Here is a 17,602-nt window from a genome sequence, read left to right as displayed (position 1 = left end):
GGCTCGTGGACCGGTGGACGGGGCCCCAGGGCGTACGCGGCTCAGGGATTGGCGACGTTCCCCCGTCCGTGCCGGTGCTTGATGCTACCGAGCCCATCACGCCCGACCGACCGCCTCTCGCCGAGCGTGAAGCGGATCACCCGTTCGAGCGATGCCCGAGAGGTTTACGTTTTTGCGCCATGCGCTCACCGGTCGTCCGTCGTTTCGAACGGCCCGGGGCGCCGGGAACCGCGGATCGGGGCGTCCTGGGCTGTCACGGCTGCGGTTCGCACGGTCAGCGGGCCGCGTTTTCCAGCCACTCGGCGTCGAGTTCGCCCTCGGCGACGATCACCGCGGGGCCGGTCATCTCGATCTCACCATCCGGTCGCTCGGTGATGACCAGGCGTCCGCCGGGCAGGTCGACGGTGTACGTGGCGGGGCTGCCGGTGACGGCGGGGTCGGCGCCGTCGCGCCGGGCGGCGGCCACCGCGACCGCGCACGCGCCCGTGCCGCAGGAGCGGGTCTCGCCGGAGCCGCGCTCGTGCACGCGCATGGCGACGTGACCGGGGCCGCGGTCGACCACGAACTCGACGTTCACCCCGTCGGGATACGCGGCGGCCGGGGTGAAGGGCGGCGGGGCGAGCAGGTCACCGGCGTGCGCGAGGTCGTCGACGAAGGCGACCGCGTGCGGGTTGCCCATGTTCACGTTGCGCGCGGGCCAGCTGCGCCCGCCGACGCTCACCTCGACCTCGCCCTCGGGCAGGCGGGCCCTGCCCATGCCCACGGTGACGTCACCGTCCTTGGCGAGGTGCGCCCGCTTCACGCCCCCGCGGGTGGCCACGGCGACGTCGCCCTCGCCGGTGTGCCCGGCGTGCTGGAGGTAGCGCGCGAACACGCGGACGCCGTTGCCGCACATCTCCGCGACCGAGCCGTCGGCGTTGCGGTAGTCCATGAACCACTCGGCCTCGGCCGCCATCGCCCGGGCCTCCGGGTGCGCGGCGGAGCGCACCACGTGCAGCACCCCGTCCCCGCCGACACCGGCCCTGCGGTCGCACAGGGCGGCCACGACGGCCGGGGTCAGGTCGAGGGCGTTCTCGGGGTCGGGGACGATCACGAAGTCGTTCTCGGTGCCGTGACCCTTGAGGAAGGCGATCCGCGTGCTCATCCCTCGATCGTACGGGGTGGCCACGACAGCCCGGAGGGCCCCGGGCCCCGGGCAGGGCCTAGCGCAGCCGGGCGACGCGCCATACGGCGAGGACGGCCACGACGGCCACGACCAGCACGTAGGCGAGGACGACGCGCCAGTCGGGGCGCCGTCCGGAGCCCCGCGCGGGCAGGCCCGGCCAGGTGTGGCCCACGCGGCGGGCGGCCATCATGCCCCAGCCGGCCGCGCACGAGCAGATCAGCAGGCCCAGCATGGCGACGACCGCTCCGCTGTCGCCGAAGTCGAAGGCGAGCGGGAAGGCGAACATCAGGGAGCCGACCGCGGCCAGGCCCACGATGGGCGCGAGCTGCCAGATGCGCAGCCGGCGCTGCGGCCGCAGCTCGACCTCGACCTCGGGGCCGCCCGCGAACATCTCCTCGGGCGCCGGGCCGTCGTCGCTCACGCCGGCCGGTGTCTCGTCCGGTCCGTCGGGGCTGAGACGCACCTCGTCCTGATCGTCCACCGGTTCCGGTTCGCCACCGCCGGTGATGCGGTGTTCGGCACTTCGTGCGGTGTCGCGAGGGCCGGCCTCCATCGCCACGCGCCCTCCCAACTAGGACTCCACTTGCGATCGAAGCTCGATGATGGCACGGCGCCACAGGCCGCGATGACCGGCGGCGCATCCCGATGCCAGGACGTGATCAGGCTGTGACCGGTCGTTCGACCAACGCCAGAGCGAGCCGCGGAAGTTCCCCGCGGTCCGCCGCGGCCCCACTCAACCAGTGCACCCGCGGGTCGCGCCTGAACCACGAATCCTGGCGGCGCGCGAAGCGCTTGGTGGCGCGCACGGTCTCGGCCCGGGCCTCCTCCTCGCCGCACTCCCCCGCCAGCGCCGCGAGAACCTGCTGGTAGCCCAGCGCGCGCGACGCCGTACGCCCCTCGCGCAGCCCCTGCGCCTCCAGCGCGCGCACCTCGTCCACCAGCCCGGCCTCCCACATCCGGTCGACGCGGCGGGCGATGCGCTCGTCGAGTTCCGGGCGGGCCACGTCGACGCCGATCTGCAGGGTGTCGTAGACGGAGTCGTGTCCGGGGAGGTTGGCGGTGAAGGGCTGGCCGGTGATCTCGATCACCTCCAGGGCGCGGACGATGCGGCGGCCGTTGCTCGGCAGGATGGCCCGGCCGGCCTCGGGGTCGGCGGCGGCCAGGCGCGCGTGCAGGGCCCCGGGGCCGCGCAGCGCCAGTTCCTCCTCCAGGCGGGCCCGGACCACCGGGTCGGTGCCGGGGAACTCCAGGTTGTCGACGGCCCCGCGGACGTACAGTCCGGAGCCGCCGACCAGGACCGGCCAGCGGCCCTCGGCGAGCAGCGCGTCGATCCGCGCGCGGGCCAGCCGCTGGTACTCGGCGACGGAGGCGGTCACGGTGACGTCCCAGATGTCCAGCAGGTGGTGGGGGACTCCGCCGCGTTCCTCGGGCGTCAGCTTCGCGGTGCCGATGTCCATCCCTCGGTAGAGCTGCATCGAGTCCGCGTTGACGACCTCCCCACCGAGTCGCTGGGCCAGGAAGACGCCCAGATCGGACTTACCGGCCGCGGTGGGTCCGACGACGGCGATGACGCGGGGGGCGGGGGATGCGCTGCTCACGGCACCAGTCTCGCAAACCTCCGGGTGCCGCCTCGAACGAGTTACGTGACGGCACGGTTCCCGGATCGTTGCCCGTTGCGAGGTTCCAGCCGCCCGTTTCGGGAGGCGGTGGCCGGGCGGCGCGAAACGGGCGCACCGGTTGACGCGGGATTTCGCCCGCATGAGTAGCATATGGAGTTGATATGGGCGTTTTTGCACGATTCTTCGGGCGGTCGAAGGCGGCGCAGGACACGGTGGCCGCCGGGGCGCAGGCCGGTACGGAGCCGGTCGGGTCCGAGGCGGCAGAGACGGCCCGGGCGGCCACGGCACCGGTGACACCGGAGGCCGGCCGGACGCCGGAGGTGACGGGGGCGGCCGGGGGCGACGACGCGGCGGCGCGGACGCAGGCCGAGGCGGCGCCCGGGGCGGCCGACGGCGCCGACATCCCCAAGCAGCAGTCCGCCGAGGAGGCGGCCGACAACGAAGCCGGTGAGGGCGCGCACACCTGAGCGCACCGGCCGCGGTGCCGCGCGGGCGAAGGAGCCCGGTGGGCGCGGCCCGGTGCGCAGGAGTCCAGCGAGCGAGAAGGTGCACCATGGGTCTGTTGGACAGCATGAAGGCCAGGCTCGGGCCGGCCAGGGACAAGGTGTCGGACCTCGCGCGCCAGCACGGCGACAAGGTCCACCACGGCCTCGACAAGGCCGCCAAGGCCGTCGACGAGCGGACCAAGGGCAAGTACAGCGACCAGATCCACTCGGGTACGGGCAAGGCCAAGGACGCGATGGACCGGCTCGCGCACAAGGAGGGACCGGGCCCCGGTGCCACGCCTCCCGCGGGCCCCGGCACGACCGCCACCGGCCCGGCCACGCCCCCTGCCGACCCCGGGACGTCCGCCACCGGGCCGGGAACACCACCGCCGATGTCCTGACCGGCACGGCGGCATCCGGCACCCGCGACGGCGGACGGCCGTGGAGCGCTCCGGCTCCCCGGCCGTCCGCCGTCGCGGGTGCCTCAGGACCAGGCCGCCACCAGGTAGCCCACGCCGTAGGGGGCGTCGTCGTGGAGCAGCCTCCCGCTGAGGCCGGCGTCCCGCGCCGCCCCGGCCAGCACCTGCCAGGGCGCCCGGCCGGAAACCTTCAGCTCGCGGGCCAGCCGGGCGTCCAGGGCCTCGACGGCGGCCACGTCCGCGGCACCCAGGGCGCGGGCCGCCTCGGCGTCGAAGGGGGCCGCCCGCTCGTCCAGGTATCCCGGCGCCTTGACCGTGCGGCACGCGCTGGCGTCGCCCATCACCAGCAGGGCCAGCCGCCTGGGCGCGGCGGCGAGGTCCCGTCCGGCGGCGACGCACCGCTCGGGCTCCAGCGGCTCCCCGACGCCCAGTCCCTCGACCGGGGCGGCCGCCCAGCGGGTGCGCTCCAGCAGCCAGGCCGCGACGGCGAGCGACGGCGGCAGTTCCCGCTCCGGGACGGCGTCCGCCGCCTCTCCCAGCCGTACCTCCAGGTCCACGCCGAAGCCCCGGAACGAGCCCCGGGCGCCCTGCGGGTGGGGGCCGCGCCCGTCCGGCCCGGCGGGTCCGACGACCACCAGCCGGTCGGGGCGGGCCGCGGCGAGCAGTCCGAGCGCGTCCGTGCACGCCGCGCGCACGGCGTCCAGTTCGGGGGCGGCGCCCGCGGCGACCTGCGGCACGAGGAGCGGCGGACAGGGGCAGACGGCGGCGGCTACGAGCATGATCGGCAGGGTAGCGCCGGACGGCGGCACGGTGTTACCTCACCGGCCCGGCCAGTCATCTCTCCGCCCTGTGCCCGACCTGGCCAGGATCCGGCCCTAACCCGACGAAGGGTCCTAGTCGCAGCCGCAGCCGCTCGTCGCGGCCGGCAGCGGCTCCGGGGCGCCGATCCGCGGCAGGCCGAGCATGACGCCGGCCGGCCGGCCGGCCTCGGCCTCGTTGCGCTTCTGCCACGCGTCGCCCGCGCGCGTGCGGCGCACGGCGAGGGCCGGGCCCTCGGCGAGCAGGTGGTGCGGCGCGGCGTACGTCACGTCGACCGTGACCACGTCACCGGGGCGCACCTCCTGGTCCGGCTTGGTGAAGTGGACCAGCCGGTTGTCGGGGGCGCGGCCGGACAGGCGGTGGGTGGCGCCGTCCTTGCGGCCCTCGCCCTCGGCGACCATCAGCTCCAGGGTGCGGCCGACCTGCTTCTTGTTCTCCTCCCAGGAGATCTCCTCCTGGAGGGCGACGAGACGCTCGTAGCGCGCCTGGACGACCTCCTTGGGGATCTGGCCGTCCATGGTCGCGGCCGGGGTACCGGGCCGCTTGGAGTACTGGAAGGTGAAGGCCTGCGCGAACCGCGCCTCGCGGACCACGTGCAGGGTCTGCTCGAAGTCCTCCTCGGTCTCGCCGGGGAAGCCCACGATGATGTCGGTGGTGATCGCGGCGTGCGGGATGGCGGCCCGCACCTTCTCGATGATGCCGAGGTAGCGGTCCTGCCGGTAGGAGCGGCGCATCGCCTTCAGGACGGTGTCCGAGCCGGACTGCAGGGGCATGTGCAGCTGGGGCATCACGTTCGGCGTCTCGGCCATGGCGGCGATGACGTCGTCGGTGAAGTCGCGCGGGTGCGGGGAGGTGAAGCGGACGCGCTCCAGGCCCTCGACGCGGCCGCAGGCCCGCAGCAGCTTGCTGAAGGCCTCCCGGTCGCCGATGTCGGAGCCGTAGGCGTTGACGTTCTGCCCGAGCAGGGTGATCTCACTGACGCCCTCGGCGACCAGTGCCTCGATCTCGGCGAGGATGTCGCCGGTGCGGCGGTCCTTCTCCTTGCCGCGCAGCGCCGGGACGATGCAGAAGGTGCAGGTGTTGTTGCAGCCGACGGAGATGGACACCCAGGCCGCGTAGGCGCTCTCGCGCCGGGTCGGCAGGGTGGAGGGGAAGGCCTCCAGGGACTCGGCGATCTCGACCTGCGCCTCCTCCTGGACGCGGGCGCGCTCCAGCAGGACCGGCAGCTTGCCGATGTTGTGGGTGCCGAAGACCACGTCCACCCAGGGCGCCCGCTTCACGATCGTGTCGCGGTCCTTCTGCGCGAGGCAGCCGCCGACCGCGATCTGCATCCCGGGCCGCGAGGCCTTCCGCGGCGCCAGCCGGCCCAGGTTGCCGTACAGCCGGTTGTCGGCGTTCTCCCGCACGGCGCAGGTGTTGAAGACGACGACGTCGGCGTCGCCGTCCGACCCCTCGGGCGCGCGCACGTAACCGGCCTCTTCGAGCAGCCCGGACAACCGCTCGGAGTCATGGACGTTCATCTGGCACCCGTAGGTGCGGATCTCGTAGCTCTTGGGTGCTTGAACGTCCACTACGGGGCTCCGGTCGCTGCTGCTGGTCATGCGTTCAAGGGTAGGTGCTCCCGGGAGGTGCCGGTCCCGGTGCTCCCCGCGCCCGTCAGGGTCCCTCGCCGCCGCGCGGCTCCACGTGGAAGTCGAAGGCGAGCGTCCCGGGATCCAGCGCGGTCGCGCCGCCGTCGACGGTGAGCACGCTGCCGTTGACGTAGGAGGCCGCCGGGGACAGCAGCCAGGTGATCGCCTCGGCGACCTCCCCGGGCTCGCCCGGCCGCCCCGCCGGCAGCAGCCGGGTCGCCTCGGCGTACCCGGCCTCCACGCCGCCGTCCCCCAGCCCCGCCTCCTCCGCGAAGCGCGCCATGCGCCGGTCGGCCATCTCGCTGCGCACCCAGCTGGGGCACACGACGTTGGCCCGCACGCCCCGGCGCCCGTAGTCCACGGCGACGGAACGGCACAGCTGGAGCAGGGCCGCCTTCGACGTGGCGTACGGGGCGTTGCCGGTGCCGTTGCGCAGCGCGGACACCGAGGCCACGCCGACCACCGCCCCCGCGCTGTCGAGCAGATGCGGGATCGCCGCGCGCAGCAGCAGCAACGGGCCGGTCACGTTGGTGCGCATCACCTCGTCCCAGTCGTGCAGCGACAGGTCGCCGACGGCTCCGCCGCGTCCGATGCCGGCGTTCAGCACCAGCCCGTCGAGCCGTCCGTACGCGGTCAGGGCCCGGTCGACGAGGCCCTCGGCGGCGGCCGGGTCACCGACGTCGGACGGGTACGCCAGCGCGCCGGTCTCCCGTTCCAGCTCCCGCAGGGGCCCGGTCCGCCGGCCGGAGACGACCACGTGGTGGCCACGCTCGCGCAGCAGCCGGGCCGTGGCCGCCCCGATGCCCGTGCCGCCGCCGGTCACCACGATCACCCGTCGTTCGTCCGCCACTGTCGATCAGGACCTTTCCTCCCGGGGGCCGGACTGCCCGCGACATTCTAGAAGCCGGGGCACCCGGACACGGGGGGGGTGCCCGTCCCTGTCCGGGCCCGGGCGGGGACACGAGGCGTTCCGGCCAGGTCGCGTGCCAGGTGGCCGGGGGCGCCGGGGAGTTCCTGTGCCGGGCGCCCCCGGCCCGTACTATCGGTGATCTCGTGGGGGGAGTTGGTCATGGGCAGACAGCGCCCTGGCACGCCGACGCTGGAGGAGGTGGCCGCGCACGCCGGGGTGGGGCGGGGCACGGTCTCCCGCGTCATCAACAACGCTGCCGGCGTGCGGGAGTCGACGCGCCGTGCCGTGCAGCAGGCCATCGAGGAACTGGGGTACGTGCCCAATCTCGCGGCGCGGTCGCTGGCCGGCCGGCGGGCCGACGCGGTCGCGCTGGTGATGACGGAGCCGGACTGGCGGCTGTTCGGGGAGCCGTTCTTCTCCGAAATCGCCCGCTCGCTCGGTGACGCCCTGGCCGACACCGGGATGCAGCTGCTGCTCACGCTGGCCCGCTCGGACACCGAGCGGCGGCGGTTCGTGGAGTTCGCGCGCGGCGGGCGGGTCGACGGGGTGCTGCTGATGTCGGTGCGCGCCAAGGACCCGCTGCCCGACATGCTCGCCGAGGCCCGGATGCCGACCGTGCTGCTCGGGCGCCGCTCGGGCGAGGAGTACATCAGCTACGTCGACGCGGACAACGTCGGCGGCGCCCGCAGCGCGGTCTGCCACCTGCTGGACCGGGGCCGCACGGCGATCGCCACCATCACCGGGCCGCTCGACATGTACGTCGCCCAGTGCCGGCTGCGCGGTTACCGGGAGGCCCTGGAGCTGGCCGGACTCGGCGGTGGGCGGTCCCGGGTCGCCGAGGGCGACTTCACCGAGGAGACCGGGCACCGCGCCATGGCCCAGCTGATCGAACGGCACCCGGAGATCGACGGCGTCCTGGCCGCCTCGGACACCACGGCCGCGGGTGCCCTGCGGGCGCTGCGCGAGGCGGGGCGCCGGGTGCCGGACGACGTCGCCGTGATCGGTTTCGACGACTTCTCGCTGGCCCAGCAGACCGAGCCACGGCTGACGACGGTCCGCCAGCCGCTGGAGGAGATCGGCACGACCATGGTCCGGCTGCTCCTGGAGGAGATCGAGGAACCGGCCGTCGCCTGGCGGCACGTGATCCTGCGGACGGAACTGGTGCTGCGCGAGTCCGCGTGACCCGCCCGGACCCGGGGCCCGGGAACCCGTTCGGCGGGCCGGCGCCGGGGGCCGCATGCCCACCCCAGGGCCGACGCCGGAGGCCGCGCTCCCCGCCGCAGTCCGACGGCAGGAGCCACGCGAAGCCGCGCGCCGCGCACCCCGTCGGCGGACGGAGGCCCGGGGCCACGACCCCGCCCGCAGACCGACGCCACGAACCGCCGACCCGGCTCACAGGCCGCCCACAGCGGCCGCACACCCTGCCCGCGAGCCGACGCCACGGCCCGCGTCGAAGCCGCACGCCACGCACCCCACCCGCGGGCCGACGCCGAGAACCGCGCTCCCCGCCGCAGACCACCCGAAGCCGCGCGCCGCGCACCCCGTTGGCGGGCGGACGGTTGGGGCCGCTAAGCCCGCTCACAGGCCGACCCCGGCAGCCGCACACCCTGCCCGCGAGCCGACGCCACGGCCCCGCTGGAGCCGCCGTACACCCCGCCCTCTGGGCCGACGCCGGAGGCCGCGCTTCCCGCCCGCAGGCCCCACGGCAAGGGCCGCGCCAAGCCACGCGTCACGCACCCCGCCGACGGGCCGACGCCCTCTCTCGCCCTGCCCGCCGTGCCGAACCCGGCCCCGCACCGAAGAACCCACCCGTCCCGCCCGGCCGGCTGCCCCACCGCTCCAGCCGGCGGCCCCGCTCCCCCATCTGACGGTCCTGAGCCGCCCCGGCGCGACGGGTCCCCGCACCCCCCAGCCAACCATCTCGCACCGCCCCGCCCCAGACTCCCAGCGCCCCGCCCAACGCTCCGAACGAGCCACTTTCGCCCCCTCCCCCCGGGAGCGCTCCCAGATCATCACGCCCCGGACAGGAATTCGTCTCCCCCCGTGACCTGGCGTTTCGAAATCCCTTCGACATGGCTCGTGTCCGCAGTCTTGTCAGGAACATGGGCCTCTCCCTACAGTCCCTGGCGAGCCAGTAAATGGGAGCGCTCCCATCACATGGGAACGGGAGCGCTCCCGCCTCTCCTCCCCCGTTCTTCCCCGAGAGGACCCGCATGCGACCGTCCAAGCTCCATGCCCACCGAGCGCGTGGCCTGTTAGGCGCGTTGCTCGCCGCGCTCGCCACGCTGGCGGCACTGTTGTCCGCCACCTCGGCGGCGCACGCCGACACCGCGATCTGCGAACCGTTCGGCTCGACCACGATCCAGGGCCGCTACGTGGTCCAGAACAACCGCTGGGGCACCAGCGAGACGCAGTGCATCACCGCCACCGACTCGGGATTCCGGATCACCCAGGCGGACGGCTCGGTCGCGACGAACGGCGCCCCCAAGTCGTACCCGTCCGTCTACAACGGCTGCCACTACACGAACTGTTCGCCGGGTACCAGCCTGCCGGCCCAGCTCAGCTCCATCTCCAGCGCGCCGACCAGCATCTCCTACAGCTACGTGAGCAACGCGGTGTACGACGCCGCGTACGACATCTGGCTCGACCCGACGCCCCGCAAGGACGGGGTCAACCGGACCGAGATCATGGTGTGGTTCAACCACGTGGGTTCCGTGCAGCCGGTGGGCTCGCAGGTCGGTACCGCCACCGTGGGCGGGCGCCAGTGGCAGGTGTGGTCCGGCAACAACGGCGGCAACGACGTGCTGTCCTTCGTCGCCCCGTCGGCCATCACCAGCTGGTCCTTCGACGTGATGGACTTCGCCCGGCAGGCCATCTCCCGTGGGCTGGCCCAGAACAACTGGTACCTGACCAGCGTGCAGGCCGGTTTCGAGCCCTGGCAGAACGGCGCGGGCCTCGCCGTGACCTCGTTCTCCTCCACGGTCAACACCGGTGGCACCAACCCGGGCGACCCCGGGAACCCCGGCACCCCCGGGGCCTGCAAGGTGGCCTACGCGACCAACGTCTGGCAGGGCGGTTTCACCGCCGACGTGACCATCACCAACACCGGCTCCACTCCGGTCAACGGCTGGAAGCTGGCCTTCACCCTGCCCTCGGGTCAGCAGATCACCAGCGCCTGGAGCGCCGGGGTCACGCCGTCCTCGGGAGCGGTCACGGCCACCAACCTGGCCTACAACGGGCAGATCGCGGCCGGGGGCCACGCGTCCTTCGGGTTCCAGGGCACCTACGGCGGCACCTTCGCCAAGCCCTCCGCCTTCAGCCTCAACGGCACCGCCTGCAGCACCGCGTGACGCGGTGACGTACCGGGTGCGGTGTGTGTGACCCGTGCCGCCGCGGCCGCCGCCGCGCGCACCGGTCGCACCCCGCACCCCCTCGATCCCGGGGCCCGCCCGCTTCCTCCACGCCGACCGGGCGGGCCCCGGTTCCAGTCCGGTGCCGTCACCGCTCCCGGCCCCGCTTCCTGGGACCACTCCCGGAAAGGCCCACCCGCATGAGCCTCCCGCTCGTCCGCCGCCGCCCGGCGACGGCCCTGGCCCTGTGCGTCATGACGCTCGCCCTGACCGGACCGGCCGTCGCCGCCCCGGAGCCCGTGGCCGCCTCCGCGGCGGCCGTCCTGCCGTACCAGGACGCCTCCTTACCGGTGGCCACCCGCGTCGACGACCTGCTGTCCCGCATGACCCTGGACGACAAGCTCGGCCAGATGACGCAGATCGACAAGGACTCGCTCGTACCGCAGTCCGACCTCGCCACGTACCGCATCGGCTCGGTGCTGTCCGGCGGCGACTCCACGGTCAGCCCCAACAACGCCCAGACCTGGGCCGACACCTACGACTCCCTGCAGCGCACCGCGCTCACCACGCCGCTCGGCATCCCGATGATCTACGGGATCGACGCCGTGCACGGCCACAACGCGGTCCGCGGGGCCACCCTCTTCCCGCACAACATCGGCCTGGGCGCCACCCGTGACCCGGCGCTCGTGCAGCGCGTCGGGCGCGCGGTCGCCGAGGAGGTGTCCGGCACCGGCATCGACTGGGACTTCGCGCCCTGCCTGTGCGTGGCACGCAACGACCGCTGGGGCCGGACCTACGAGTCCTACGGCGAGACACCCGACCTGCCGTCCGCCATGACCACGTTCATCACCGGTCTGCAGGGCGACACCCTGGGCGCGGGCCCCGCGTCCGTGCTCGCCACCGCCAAGCACTACATCGGCGACGGCGGCACCAGCGGGGGCGTGGACCAGGGCAACACCCAGATCTCCGAGGCCGAGCTGCGGGCGGTCCACCTGCCGCCGTTCAAGGAGGCGGTGCGCCGGGGCGTGGGGTCCGTGATGCTGTCCTACAGCAGCTGGAACGGCGTCAGGTCCCATGCCAACAAGTACCTGGTGACCGACGTCCTCAAGGGCGAGCTGGGCTTCACCGGGTTCGTCGTCTCGGACTGGGCCGCGGTCGACCAGCTCGACGGGCAGAGCGGCTTCACCGGCGCCGAGATCAGCACCGCCGTCAACGCGGGCGTCGACATGGTGATGGTGCCGCAGGACTACAAGAAGTTCCTCACCCTGCTGCGGGGCGAGGTCGGCGCGGGCCGCGTCCCGCAGTCCCGGATCGACGACGCCAACCGGCGCATCCTCACCAAGAAGTTCCAGCTGGGCCTGTTCGAGAAGCCGCTCACCGACCGCTCCTACACGTCCGCGGTCGGCTCGGCCGCCCACCGCACGCTCGCCCGGCAGGCGGTACGCGCCTCCCAGGTGCTGCTGAAGAACGACGGCCACGTCCTGCCCCTGGCGGCGTCGGCCAAGCTGTTCGTGGCCGGGAAGTCCGCCGACGACATCGGCAACCAGAGCGGTGGCTGGACCGTGGGCTGGCAGGGGCGCAGCGGTGCCGTCACCGACGGCACCACCGTCCTGCAGGGCATCCGCGCCGCCGTCACCGACCCCTCCCGGGTCACCTACGACCGTTACGGCAACGGCATCGACTCCAGTTACGGCGCCGCCGTCGCCGTGGTGGGCGAGACGCCGTACGCCGAGGGCAAGGGCGACCGGCCGAACGGCATGGGGCTGGACCAGGAGGACCTGGCGACCCTGGCCCGGCTGAAGGCGAGCGGGGTGCCGGTCGTGGTGGTCCTGGTCTCGGGCCGTCCGCTGGACATCGCCGCGCAACTGCCCGACTGGAAGGCGCTGCTGGCCGCGTGGCTGCCCGGCACCGAGGGCGCCGGCGTCGCCGACGTGCTGTTCGGCGCCTACGCCCCGACCGGCAAGCTGCCGATGACCTGGATGCGGAGCGCCTCCCAGGAGCCGATCAACGACGGCGACGGCCAGAGCCCGCTCTTCCCCTACGGGTACGGACTGACCTACGACGGCACCACCCCGGACCCGGACCCCACCCCCACTCCCACCCCTACCCCCACGCCGACGCCGACGCCGGTGGCGTGCACGGCCCAGTTCCGCACCACCTCGTCCTGGCAGGGCGGCTACCAGGCGGAGGTCACGGTGAAGAACACCGGCTCCACCGCGCTGACGGGCTGGGCGGTGGACTGGGACCTGAACGGGTCCACCGTCGCCAGCCTCTGGAACGGCTCGCTCAGCACCTCCCAGGGCCGGGCCACCGTGCGCAACGCCGCCTACAACGGGGCACTCCAGCCCGGCGCCACCACCTCCTTCGGCTTCACCGCGAACGGCTCCGCGGGCAGCCCCGCCCCGCACTGCGCGGGCAGCTGACCGCACTGCGCCGCGCGCCCCGGCTCCACCCGCCTCCATCCGGCACGACCCGCACCACCCCGGCACCACCTCGTACCGCCCCGCACCACTCCCGCCCGATCCACCGGAAGGAGAACACCATGCCTCGGCACAGCAGACTCGTCTCGCTGGCAGCGGTCCTGTCGACGCTGCTGGCGGCGCTCGGCCTGGCCCTCTTCGCGCAGGGCAGCGCACAGGCCCACGGGGTCGCGATGCTGCCCGGCTCCCGCACCTACCTGTGTTACCTGGACTCCCACACGGCGACCGGCGGGCTGGACCCGACCAACCCCGCCTGCCGGGACGCGGTGGCCAAGAGCGGCGCCACCCCGCTGTACAACTGGTTCGCCGTCCTGGACTCGCAGGCCGGCGGGCGGGGGGCCGGCTATGTCCCGGACGGCACCCTGTGCAGCGCCGGCAACCGGTCGCCGTACGACTTCTCGGCGTACAACGCGGCCCGCTCGGACTGGCCGCGGACCCACCTGACCAGCGGGGCGACCATCCAGGCGCAGTACAGCAACTGGGCGGCGCACCCGGGTGACTTCCGCGTCTACGTCACCAAGCCCGGCTGGTCCCCCAGCTCGGCGCTGGGCTGGGGCGACCTCGACCTGGTCCAGACCGTGACCAACCCGCCGCAGACGGGCTCGCCGGGCACCGACGGCGGCCACTACTACTGGGACCTGAAGCTGCCCTCCGGCCGCTCCGGTGACGCCCTGATCTTCATCCAGTGGGTCCGCTCGGACAGCCAGGAGAACTTCTTCTCCTGCTCCGACGTCGTCTTCGACGGCGGCCACGGCGAGGTGACCGGCATCCGCAACTCCGGCAGCACCCCGACCCCCACCCCGACCCCGACCCCCACGCCCACCCCGACGCCCACGCCGACCGACCCGCACACCGGTTCCTGCATGGCCATGTACTCCGTGACCAACGCGTGGAACGGCGGATTCCAGGGCTCCGTCGAGGTCATGAACCACGGCACGACACCGCTCAACGGCTGGTCCGTGGCCTGGAAACCGGGATCGGGCACCAAGATCAGCAGCCTGTGGAACGGCTCGCTGTCCACCGCGACCGACGGCACGGTCACCGTCCGCAACGTGGACTACAACCGTGTCGTGGCTCCCGACGGCAGCGTGACCTTCGGCTTCACCGCCACCTCCACCGGCAACAACGTGCCCGTCGGCTCGATCGGCTGCGTCACCTCGTAGCCGCCACAGCCGCTCCTGCCCCGGCCTGACCCGTCCCACCCCGGCGCGCTGCCGGTGCCCGTCACCAGGGCACCGGCAGCGCGCTGTGCACACCCCTGCCGGGCAGGCGGTCCGCCGACGTGACGTCCGCGCTGCGGCCCACGCGACCTCCGGCCTGTTCAGGAGCGCGGGCGGCCTGGCAGGATCGCCGTATGTCCAAGGTGTTCCCCCGAATCAGCAGGCGCCGGGCGCTGCAGAGCGCGGCGGCCGGCTTCGTGGCCTTCGGGCTGCTGCTGTGGTGGCTGCTGCCCCTGGGTGAGGAGCCGCCGAGCGGGACCATCACCTTCAGCACGGGCACGTCCCGGGGCGTCTACCAGGACTACGCCCAGCGGCTGCGCCACGAGCTGGACTCGGACATGCCGGGACTGCGGGTGAAGCTGCTCACCAGCGCCGGGTCCCAGGAGAACGTCCGGCGGGTGGCGACCGGGCAGGCCGACTTCACCATCGCGGCGGCCGACGCGGTGGAGGCGTACACGCTGCGCCACGGCAGCGGCGCCGACCGTCTGCGCGGGGTGGCCCGGCTCTACGACGACTACGTCCAGCTGATCGTGGCGCGCGGCTCCGGCATCAGCACCCTGGCGGACCTGCGGCACAAGCGCGTGGCCACCGGGCTGCCCAACTCCGGTGTGCGGCTGATCGCCAACCGGGTACTCAGGTCGGCCGGGATCGACCCCGCGAAGGACATCACCGCGGTGGCCGACGGCATCGACACCGGGCCCGGCCATCTGGAGCGGGGCACGATCGACGCCTTCTTCTGGTCGGGCGGGCTGCCCACGAACGGGCTGGGCGAGCTGGCCCGCCACTTCGACTTCACGTTCGTACCGATCGACGGCGACCTCGTCGCCAAGCTGCACGAGGAGGGCCGGGCGGCGCGCTACTACCGGGCGACCAACATGCCCGAGTCGGCCTACCCGTCCGTCCAGCAGGGCTCCGCCGTGCCGACGCTCGCGGTGTCGAACGTCCTGATCACCCGCGCGGACGTGGATCCCCGGCTCACCGAGTGGGTGACCCGTACGGTGCTGGACAGCCGGGACGACATCGGCGCGCACGTGCACTCCGCCCAGCTGGTCGACGTGCGCACCGCCATCTACACCGACCCGCTGACCCTGCACGAGGGCGCCCGCCGGTACTACCGGTCGGTCAAGCCCTGAAGCCTGGTGCCGCTACCGGGTGCGGGGCACCGACACCGTCACCCGCAGGCCCCGGGGCCGGTGGTGGGCGTAGGCGATGGAGCCGCCGCTCGCGGCGAGCAGGGCCCGCGTGATGGACAGGCCCAGCCCCGAGCCCTTGACGTTCTGGTGGCGGCCGCTGCGCCAGAACCGGTCGCCCACGCGCGCGAGTTCCTCGTCGGTGAGGCCGGGCCCGGTGTCGGTGACCACGACCGTCGCGGTGTCGCCGTGGGCGGCCACGGCGACCTCCACGCTGCCGCCCTCCGGGGTGAACTTCACCGCGTTGTCGATCACCGCGTCCAGTGCGCTGGACAGAGTGATCGGGTCGGCCCAGCCCGTGGTGGCCGGACAGTCGCCGGTCAGCCGGACGCCCTGGGCCCGGGCGGCCGGCGCCCAGGCGGCCACACGTTCCCCGGCGAGCCGGCCGACGTCGGTCAGCCGCACGTCCGCCTGGGCGTGCTCGGCCAGCGCCAGGTCGAGCAGGTCGTCGAGGACCTGCGTGAGGCGCTTGCCCTCGGTGCGGACCGAGGCGATCTCCTCGTTGTCCTCCGGCAGTTCCAGGGCCAGCAGCTCGATCCGCAGCAGCAGCGCCGACAGCGGGTTGCGCAGCTGGTGGGAGGCGTCCGCGACGAAGGCGCGCTGCTGCTCCAGCACGTCCTCGACGTTGTCGGCCATCTCGTTGAACGACCGGGCCAGCCGTCGGAGTTCCGGGGGACCGCCGGCCGCCGCGACCCGGGACTTCAGCCGCCCGGTGGCGATGTCGTGCGTGGTGGCGTCCAGCACCCGCACCGGCTTGAGCACCCAGCCGGTCAGCCGCAGCGCGGCGGCGACGGCGAGCAGCATCGCGGCGACCTCGCCGGCCCCGATGAACAGCCAGCCGCGCAGGGTGCGCGAGCGCATCCCGCCGGTGGGCGAGTCGGTGACCACCACCGCGACGACGTCCCCGTCCCGGATCACCGGCGAGGCGACGACCAGGCGGCTGCGCTCCCAGGGCCAGACCTGCTCGGGGTCGTGGGAGCGCCGGCTGAGCAGCGCCTCCGCGAAGGCGTCGCGCACCTCGCCGGTCTTCGGCAGGGTCCAGGCGGCCGGCGCGCCCGCCATCACCGAGTCGTTGCGGTAGAAGACGCCGGCGCGGATGCCGTAGACCTCCCAGTAGCTGGCCAGTTCGCGCCGCAGGGCCTCCCGGCGCTCGTCGACGACCGTGCGGCGGGAGCCGCTGGGGCCGTCCGTGACGAACTGGGCGAGCGCCGCGAAGCGCGCGGTGTCGTCGATCCGGTCGACGACGACCCGCTGCTGCTGGGCGGCGGCCACGCTGACCGCGAGCGGGAAGCCGAGGGCGAGGAGCACGGCCGCCATCAGGACGATGAGCAGCGGCAGCAGACGTGTGCGCACCCGTCCCCGCTACGCGGCCGGGGCGACGAGCCGGTAACCGACGCCGCGCACGGTCTCGATCAGCGCGGGCATCCGCAGCTTGGCGCGCAGGGAGGCGACGTGCACCTCCAGGGTGCGTCCGGTGCCCTCCCAGCTGGTGCGCCAGACCTCGCTGATGATCTGCTCGCGCCGGAAGACCACTCCCGGCCGCTGGGCGAGCAGGGCGAGCAGGTCGAACTCCTTGCGGGTCAGCTGGACCACCGAGCCGTCCACACTGACCTGCCGGGTGGGCAGTTCGATGCGCACCGGCCCCAGGCGCAGCGCGCTGTCCTGGCCGGGGGCCGCGTCCTCGTGCGCGGTGCGCCGGCTGACGGCGTGGATGCGGGCGAGCAGTTCCCCGGTGTCGTAGGGCTTGACCACGTAGTCGTCGGCCCCGAGGTTCAACCCGTGGATGCGGGAGCGGACGTCGGAGCGGGCGGTGACCATGATCACCGGTGTGCTGGTCCGCTTGCGGATCTTGCCGCAGACCTCGTAGCCGTCCTGGTCGGGCAGGCCGAGGTCGAGCAGGACCACGCCGAAGCCGTCGCCCTCGGGGACGAGTGCCCGCAACGCCTCCTCGCCGCTGCGGGCGTGGGTGACGTCGAAGCCGTGCCGGGCGAGGACCGCGGACAGGGCGGCCGCGACGTGGTTGTCGTCCTCGACGAGCAGCAGTCTCATCCCGGCCCCCTCCGGTTCAGTGGTCGTACGCGGTTCAAGGTTCTACGCGGTTCAGTGGCCGTACGCGCTTCACTGGTCGTACGCGCGTGTGCACCATGCAGTCACGCCGATGAACAAGGACGGCGTCAAGGGGGTTCCGGTTGCCCGGCGCTTCCGTTACCCGGCCGATACGCACACACGGACGCGTCCCTACGACACGTGTCCGATTGCTATCGGATCGTGATGCTCAGATTCCCCTCAGATGTAATGACGCTGGTCACTCGCC

At 73.6% G+C, this 17,602-nt stretch carries 15 protein-coding genes; 7 read left to right on the top strand and 8 right to left on the bottom strand.

The features are described from left to right. Nucleotides 1-274: 274 nt before the first annotated feature. From dapF to miaA, 3 genes are all read right to left on the bottom strand, one after another. Entirely contained in the window at nt 275-1,144 is an 870-nt protein-coding gene (dapF, locus tag ACZ6CZ_RS08630; RefSeq protein WP_469016721.1) for a diaminopimelate epimerase, read from the bottom strand. Nucleotides 1,145-1,202: 58 nt separating this feature from the next. Then, the gene (locus tag ACZ6CZ_RS08625; RefSeq protein ID WP_469017873.1) at nt 1,203-1,718 is read right to left on the bottom strand and encodes a hypothetical protein; all 516 of its coding nucleotides are present in this window, start codon (nt 1,716-1,718) and stop codon (nt 1,203-1,205) included. Nucleotides 1,719-1,824: 106 nt separating this feature from the next. After that, the gene (gene miaA, locus ACZ6CZ_RS08620; protein ID WP_469016718.1) at nt 1,825-2,763 is read right to left on the bottom strand and encodes a tRNA (adenosine(37)-N6)-dimethylallyltransferase MiaA; all 939 of its coding nucleotides are present in this window, start codon (nt 2,761-2,763) and stop codon (nt 1,825-1,827) included. A 182-nt stretch (nt 2,764-2,945) separates the two neighbouring features. On the opposite strand from miaA, the gene ACZ6CZ_RS08615 reads away from it, so the two are divergent. Then, nucleotides 2,946-3,251: a hypothetical protein gene (locus ACZ6CZ_RS08615; protein ID WP_469016716.1), complete on the top strand. Its 306-nt coding sequence runs from the start codon at nt 2,946-2,948 to the stop codon at nt 3,249-3,251. A gap of 86 nt (nt 3,252-3,337) precedes the next feature. Beyond that, on the top strand, nt 3,338-3,670 hold the full coding sequence (locus ACZ6CZ_RS08610) for an antitoxin (RefSeq protein ID WP_469016714.1): 333 nt from the start codon (nt 3,338-3,340) through the stop codon (nt 3,668-3,670). Nucleotides 3,671-3,753: 83 nt separating this feature from the next. Here ACZ6CZ_RS08610 and ACZ6CZ_RS08605 read toward each other — a convergent pair whose 3' ends face one another. The 3 genes from ACZ6CZ_RS08605 to ACZ6CZ_RS08595 all read right to left on the bottom strand — a co-directional run bounded on the left by ACZ6CZ_RS08605 (nt 3,754) and on the right by ACZ6CZ_RS08595 (nt 6,988). Beyond that, nucleotides 3,754-4,467 carry a class III extradiol dioxygenase subunit B-like domain-containing protein gene (locus ACZ6CZ_RS08605; protein ID WP_469016711.1) on the bottom strand — a complete coding sequence of 238 codons (714 nt, stop codon included), beginning with the start codon at nt 4,465-4,467 and terminating at the stop codon, nt 3,754-3,756. A gap of 114 nt (nt 4,468-4,581) precedes the next feature. Continuing rightward, entirely contained in the window at nt 4,582-6,108 is a 1,527-nt protein-coding gene (gene miaB / locus ACZ6CZ_RS08600) for a tRNA (N6-isopentenyl adenosine(37)-C2)-methylthiotransferase MiaB (protein ID WP_469016709.1), read from the bottom strand. A gap of 55 nt (nt 6,109-6,163) precedes the next feature. Beyond that, a complete protein-coding gene (locus ACZ6CZ_RS08595) occupies nt 6,164-6,988 on the bottom strand; it encodes an SDR family NAD(P)-dependent oxidoreductase (protein ID WP_469016707.1) in 825 nt (274 codons plus the stop codon). Nucleotides 6,989-7,207: 219 nt separating this feature from the next. Between ACZ6CZ_RS08595 and ACZ6CZ_RS08590 the strand changes: the two genes are divergently transcribed. The 5 genes from ACZ6CZ_RS08590 (at nt 7,208) to ACZ6CZ_RS08570 (ending at nt 15,231) form a co-directional block, all read left to right on the top strand. After that, on the top strand, nt 7,208-8,230 hold the full coding sequence (locus ACZ6CZ_RS08590; protein WP_469016704.1) for a LacI family DNA-binding transcriptional regulator: 1,023 nt from the start codon (nt 7,208-7,210) through the stop codon (nt 8,228-8,230). 1,031 nt (nt 8,231-9,261) lie between these two features. Beyond that, complete coding sequence (locus ACZ6CZ_RS08585; protein WP_469016702.1) at nt 9,262-10,398, top strand: glycoside hydrolase family 12 protein; 1,137 nt, start codon at nt 9,262-9,264, stop codon at nt 10,396-10,398. 200 nt (nt 10,399-10,598) lie between these two features. After that, a complete protein-coding gene (locus ACZ6CZ_RS08580; protein WP_469016699.1) occupies nt 10,599-12,821 on the top strand; it encodes a glycoside hydrolase family 3 N-terminal domain-containing protein in 2,223 nt (740 codons plus the stop codon). A 119-nt stretch (nt 12,822-12,940) separates the two neighbouring features. Further along, entirely contained in the window at nt 12,941-14,041 is a 1,101-nt protein-coding gene (locus ACZ6CZ_RS08575; protein WP_469016697.1) for a lytic polysaccharide monooxygenase, read from the top strand. Between the two features lie 191 nt (nt 14,042-14,232). Then, nucleotides 14,233-15,231 (top strand): TAXI family TRAP transporter solute-binding subunit, encoded by a 999-nt coding sequence (locus ACZ6CZ_RS08570; protein WP_469016694.1) that lies wholly within the window; start codon nt 14,233-14,235, stop codon nt 15,229-15,231. Nucleotides 15,232-15,243: 12 nt separating this feature from the next. On the opposite strand, the gene ACZ6CZ_RS08565 is transcribed toward ACZ6CZ_RS08570, so the two are convergent. Both ACZ6CZ_RS08565 and ACZ6CZ_RS08560 read right to left on the bottom strand, forming a co-directional pair. Beyond that, on the bottom strand, nt 15,244-16,641 hold the full coding sequence (locus ACZ6CZ_RS08565; RefSeq protein WP_469016692.1) for a sensor histidine kinase: 1,398 nt from the start codon (nt 16,639-16,641) through the stop codon (nt 15,244-15,246). A gap of 9 nt (nt 16,642-16,650) precedes the next feature. Next, nucleotides 16,651-17,337, bottom strand: a complete 687-nt coding sequence (locus tag ACZ6CZ_RS08560; protein WP_469016689.1) for a response regulator transcription factor — start codon at nt 17,335-17,337, stop codon at nt 16,651-16,653. Nucleotides 17,338-17,602: the final 265 nt, after the last annotated feature.

The sequence above is a fragment of the Streptomyces sp. NPDC041135 genome (assembly GCF_055592085.1).
This window is presented reverse-complemented; position numbering and strand designations above follow the sequence as displayed.

Excerpts from the sequence above, each read along its gene's own strand:
- dapF (WP_469016721.1), bottom strand. The coding sequence starts at position 1,144 with ATGAGCACGCGGATCGCCTTCCTCAAGGGTCACGGCACCGAGAACGAC.
- ACZ6CZ_RS08625 (WP_469017873.1), bottom strand. The coding sequence starts at position 1,718 with ATGGAGGCCGGCCCTCGCGACACCGCACGAAGTGCCGAACACCGCATC.
- ACZ6CZ_RS08615 (WP_469016716.1), top strand. The coding sequence starts at position 2,946 with ATGGGCGTTTTTGCACGATTCTTCGGGCGGTCGAAGGCGGCGCAGGAC.
- ACZ6CZ_RS08610 (WP_469016714.1), top strand. The coding sequence starts at position 3,338 with ATGGGTCTGTTGGACAGCATGAAGGCCAGGCTCGGGCCGGCCAGGGAC.
- ACZ6CZ_RS08605 (WP_469016711.1), bottom strand. The coding sequence starts at position 4,467 with ATGCTCGTAGCCGCCGCCGTCTGCCCCTGTCCGCCGCTCCTCGTGCCG.
- miaB (WP_469016709.1), bottom strand. The coding sequence starts at position 6,108 with ATGACCAGCAGCAGCGACCGGAGCCCCGTAGTGGACGTTCAAGCACCC.
- ACZ6CZ_RS08590 (WP_469016704.1), top strand. The coding sequence starts at position 7,208 with ATGGGCAGACAGCGCCCTGGCACGCCGACGCTGGAGGAGGTGGCCGCG.
- ACZ6CZ_RS08585 (WP_469016702.1), top strand. The coding sequence starts at position 9,262 with ATGCGACCGTCCAAGCTCCATGCCCACCGAGCGCGTGGCCTGTTAGGC.
- ACZ6CZ_RS08580 (WP_469016699.1), top strand. The coding sequence starts at position 10,599 with ATGAGCCTCCCGCTCGTCCGCCGCCGCCCGGCGACGGCCCTGGCCCTG.
- ACZ6CZ_RS08575 (WP_469016697.1), top strand. The coding sequence starts at position 12,941 with ATGCCTCGGCACAGCAGACTCGTCTCGCTGGCAGCGGTCCTGTCGACG.
- ACZ6CZ_RS08570 (WP_469016694.1), top strand. The coding sequence starts at position 14,233 with ATGTCCAAGGTGTTCCCCCGAATCAGCAGGCGCCGGGCGCTGCAGAGC.
- ACZ6CZ_RS08560 (WP_469016689.1), bottom strand. The coding sequence starts at position 17,337 with ATGAGACTGCTGCTCGTCGAGGACGACAACCACGTCGCGGCCGCCCTG.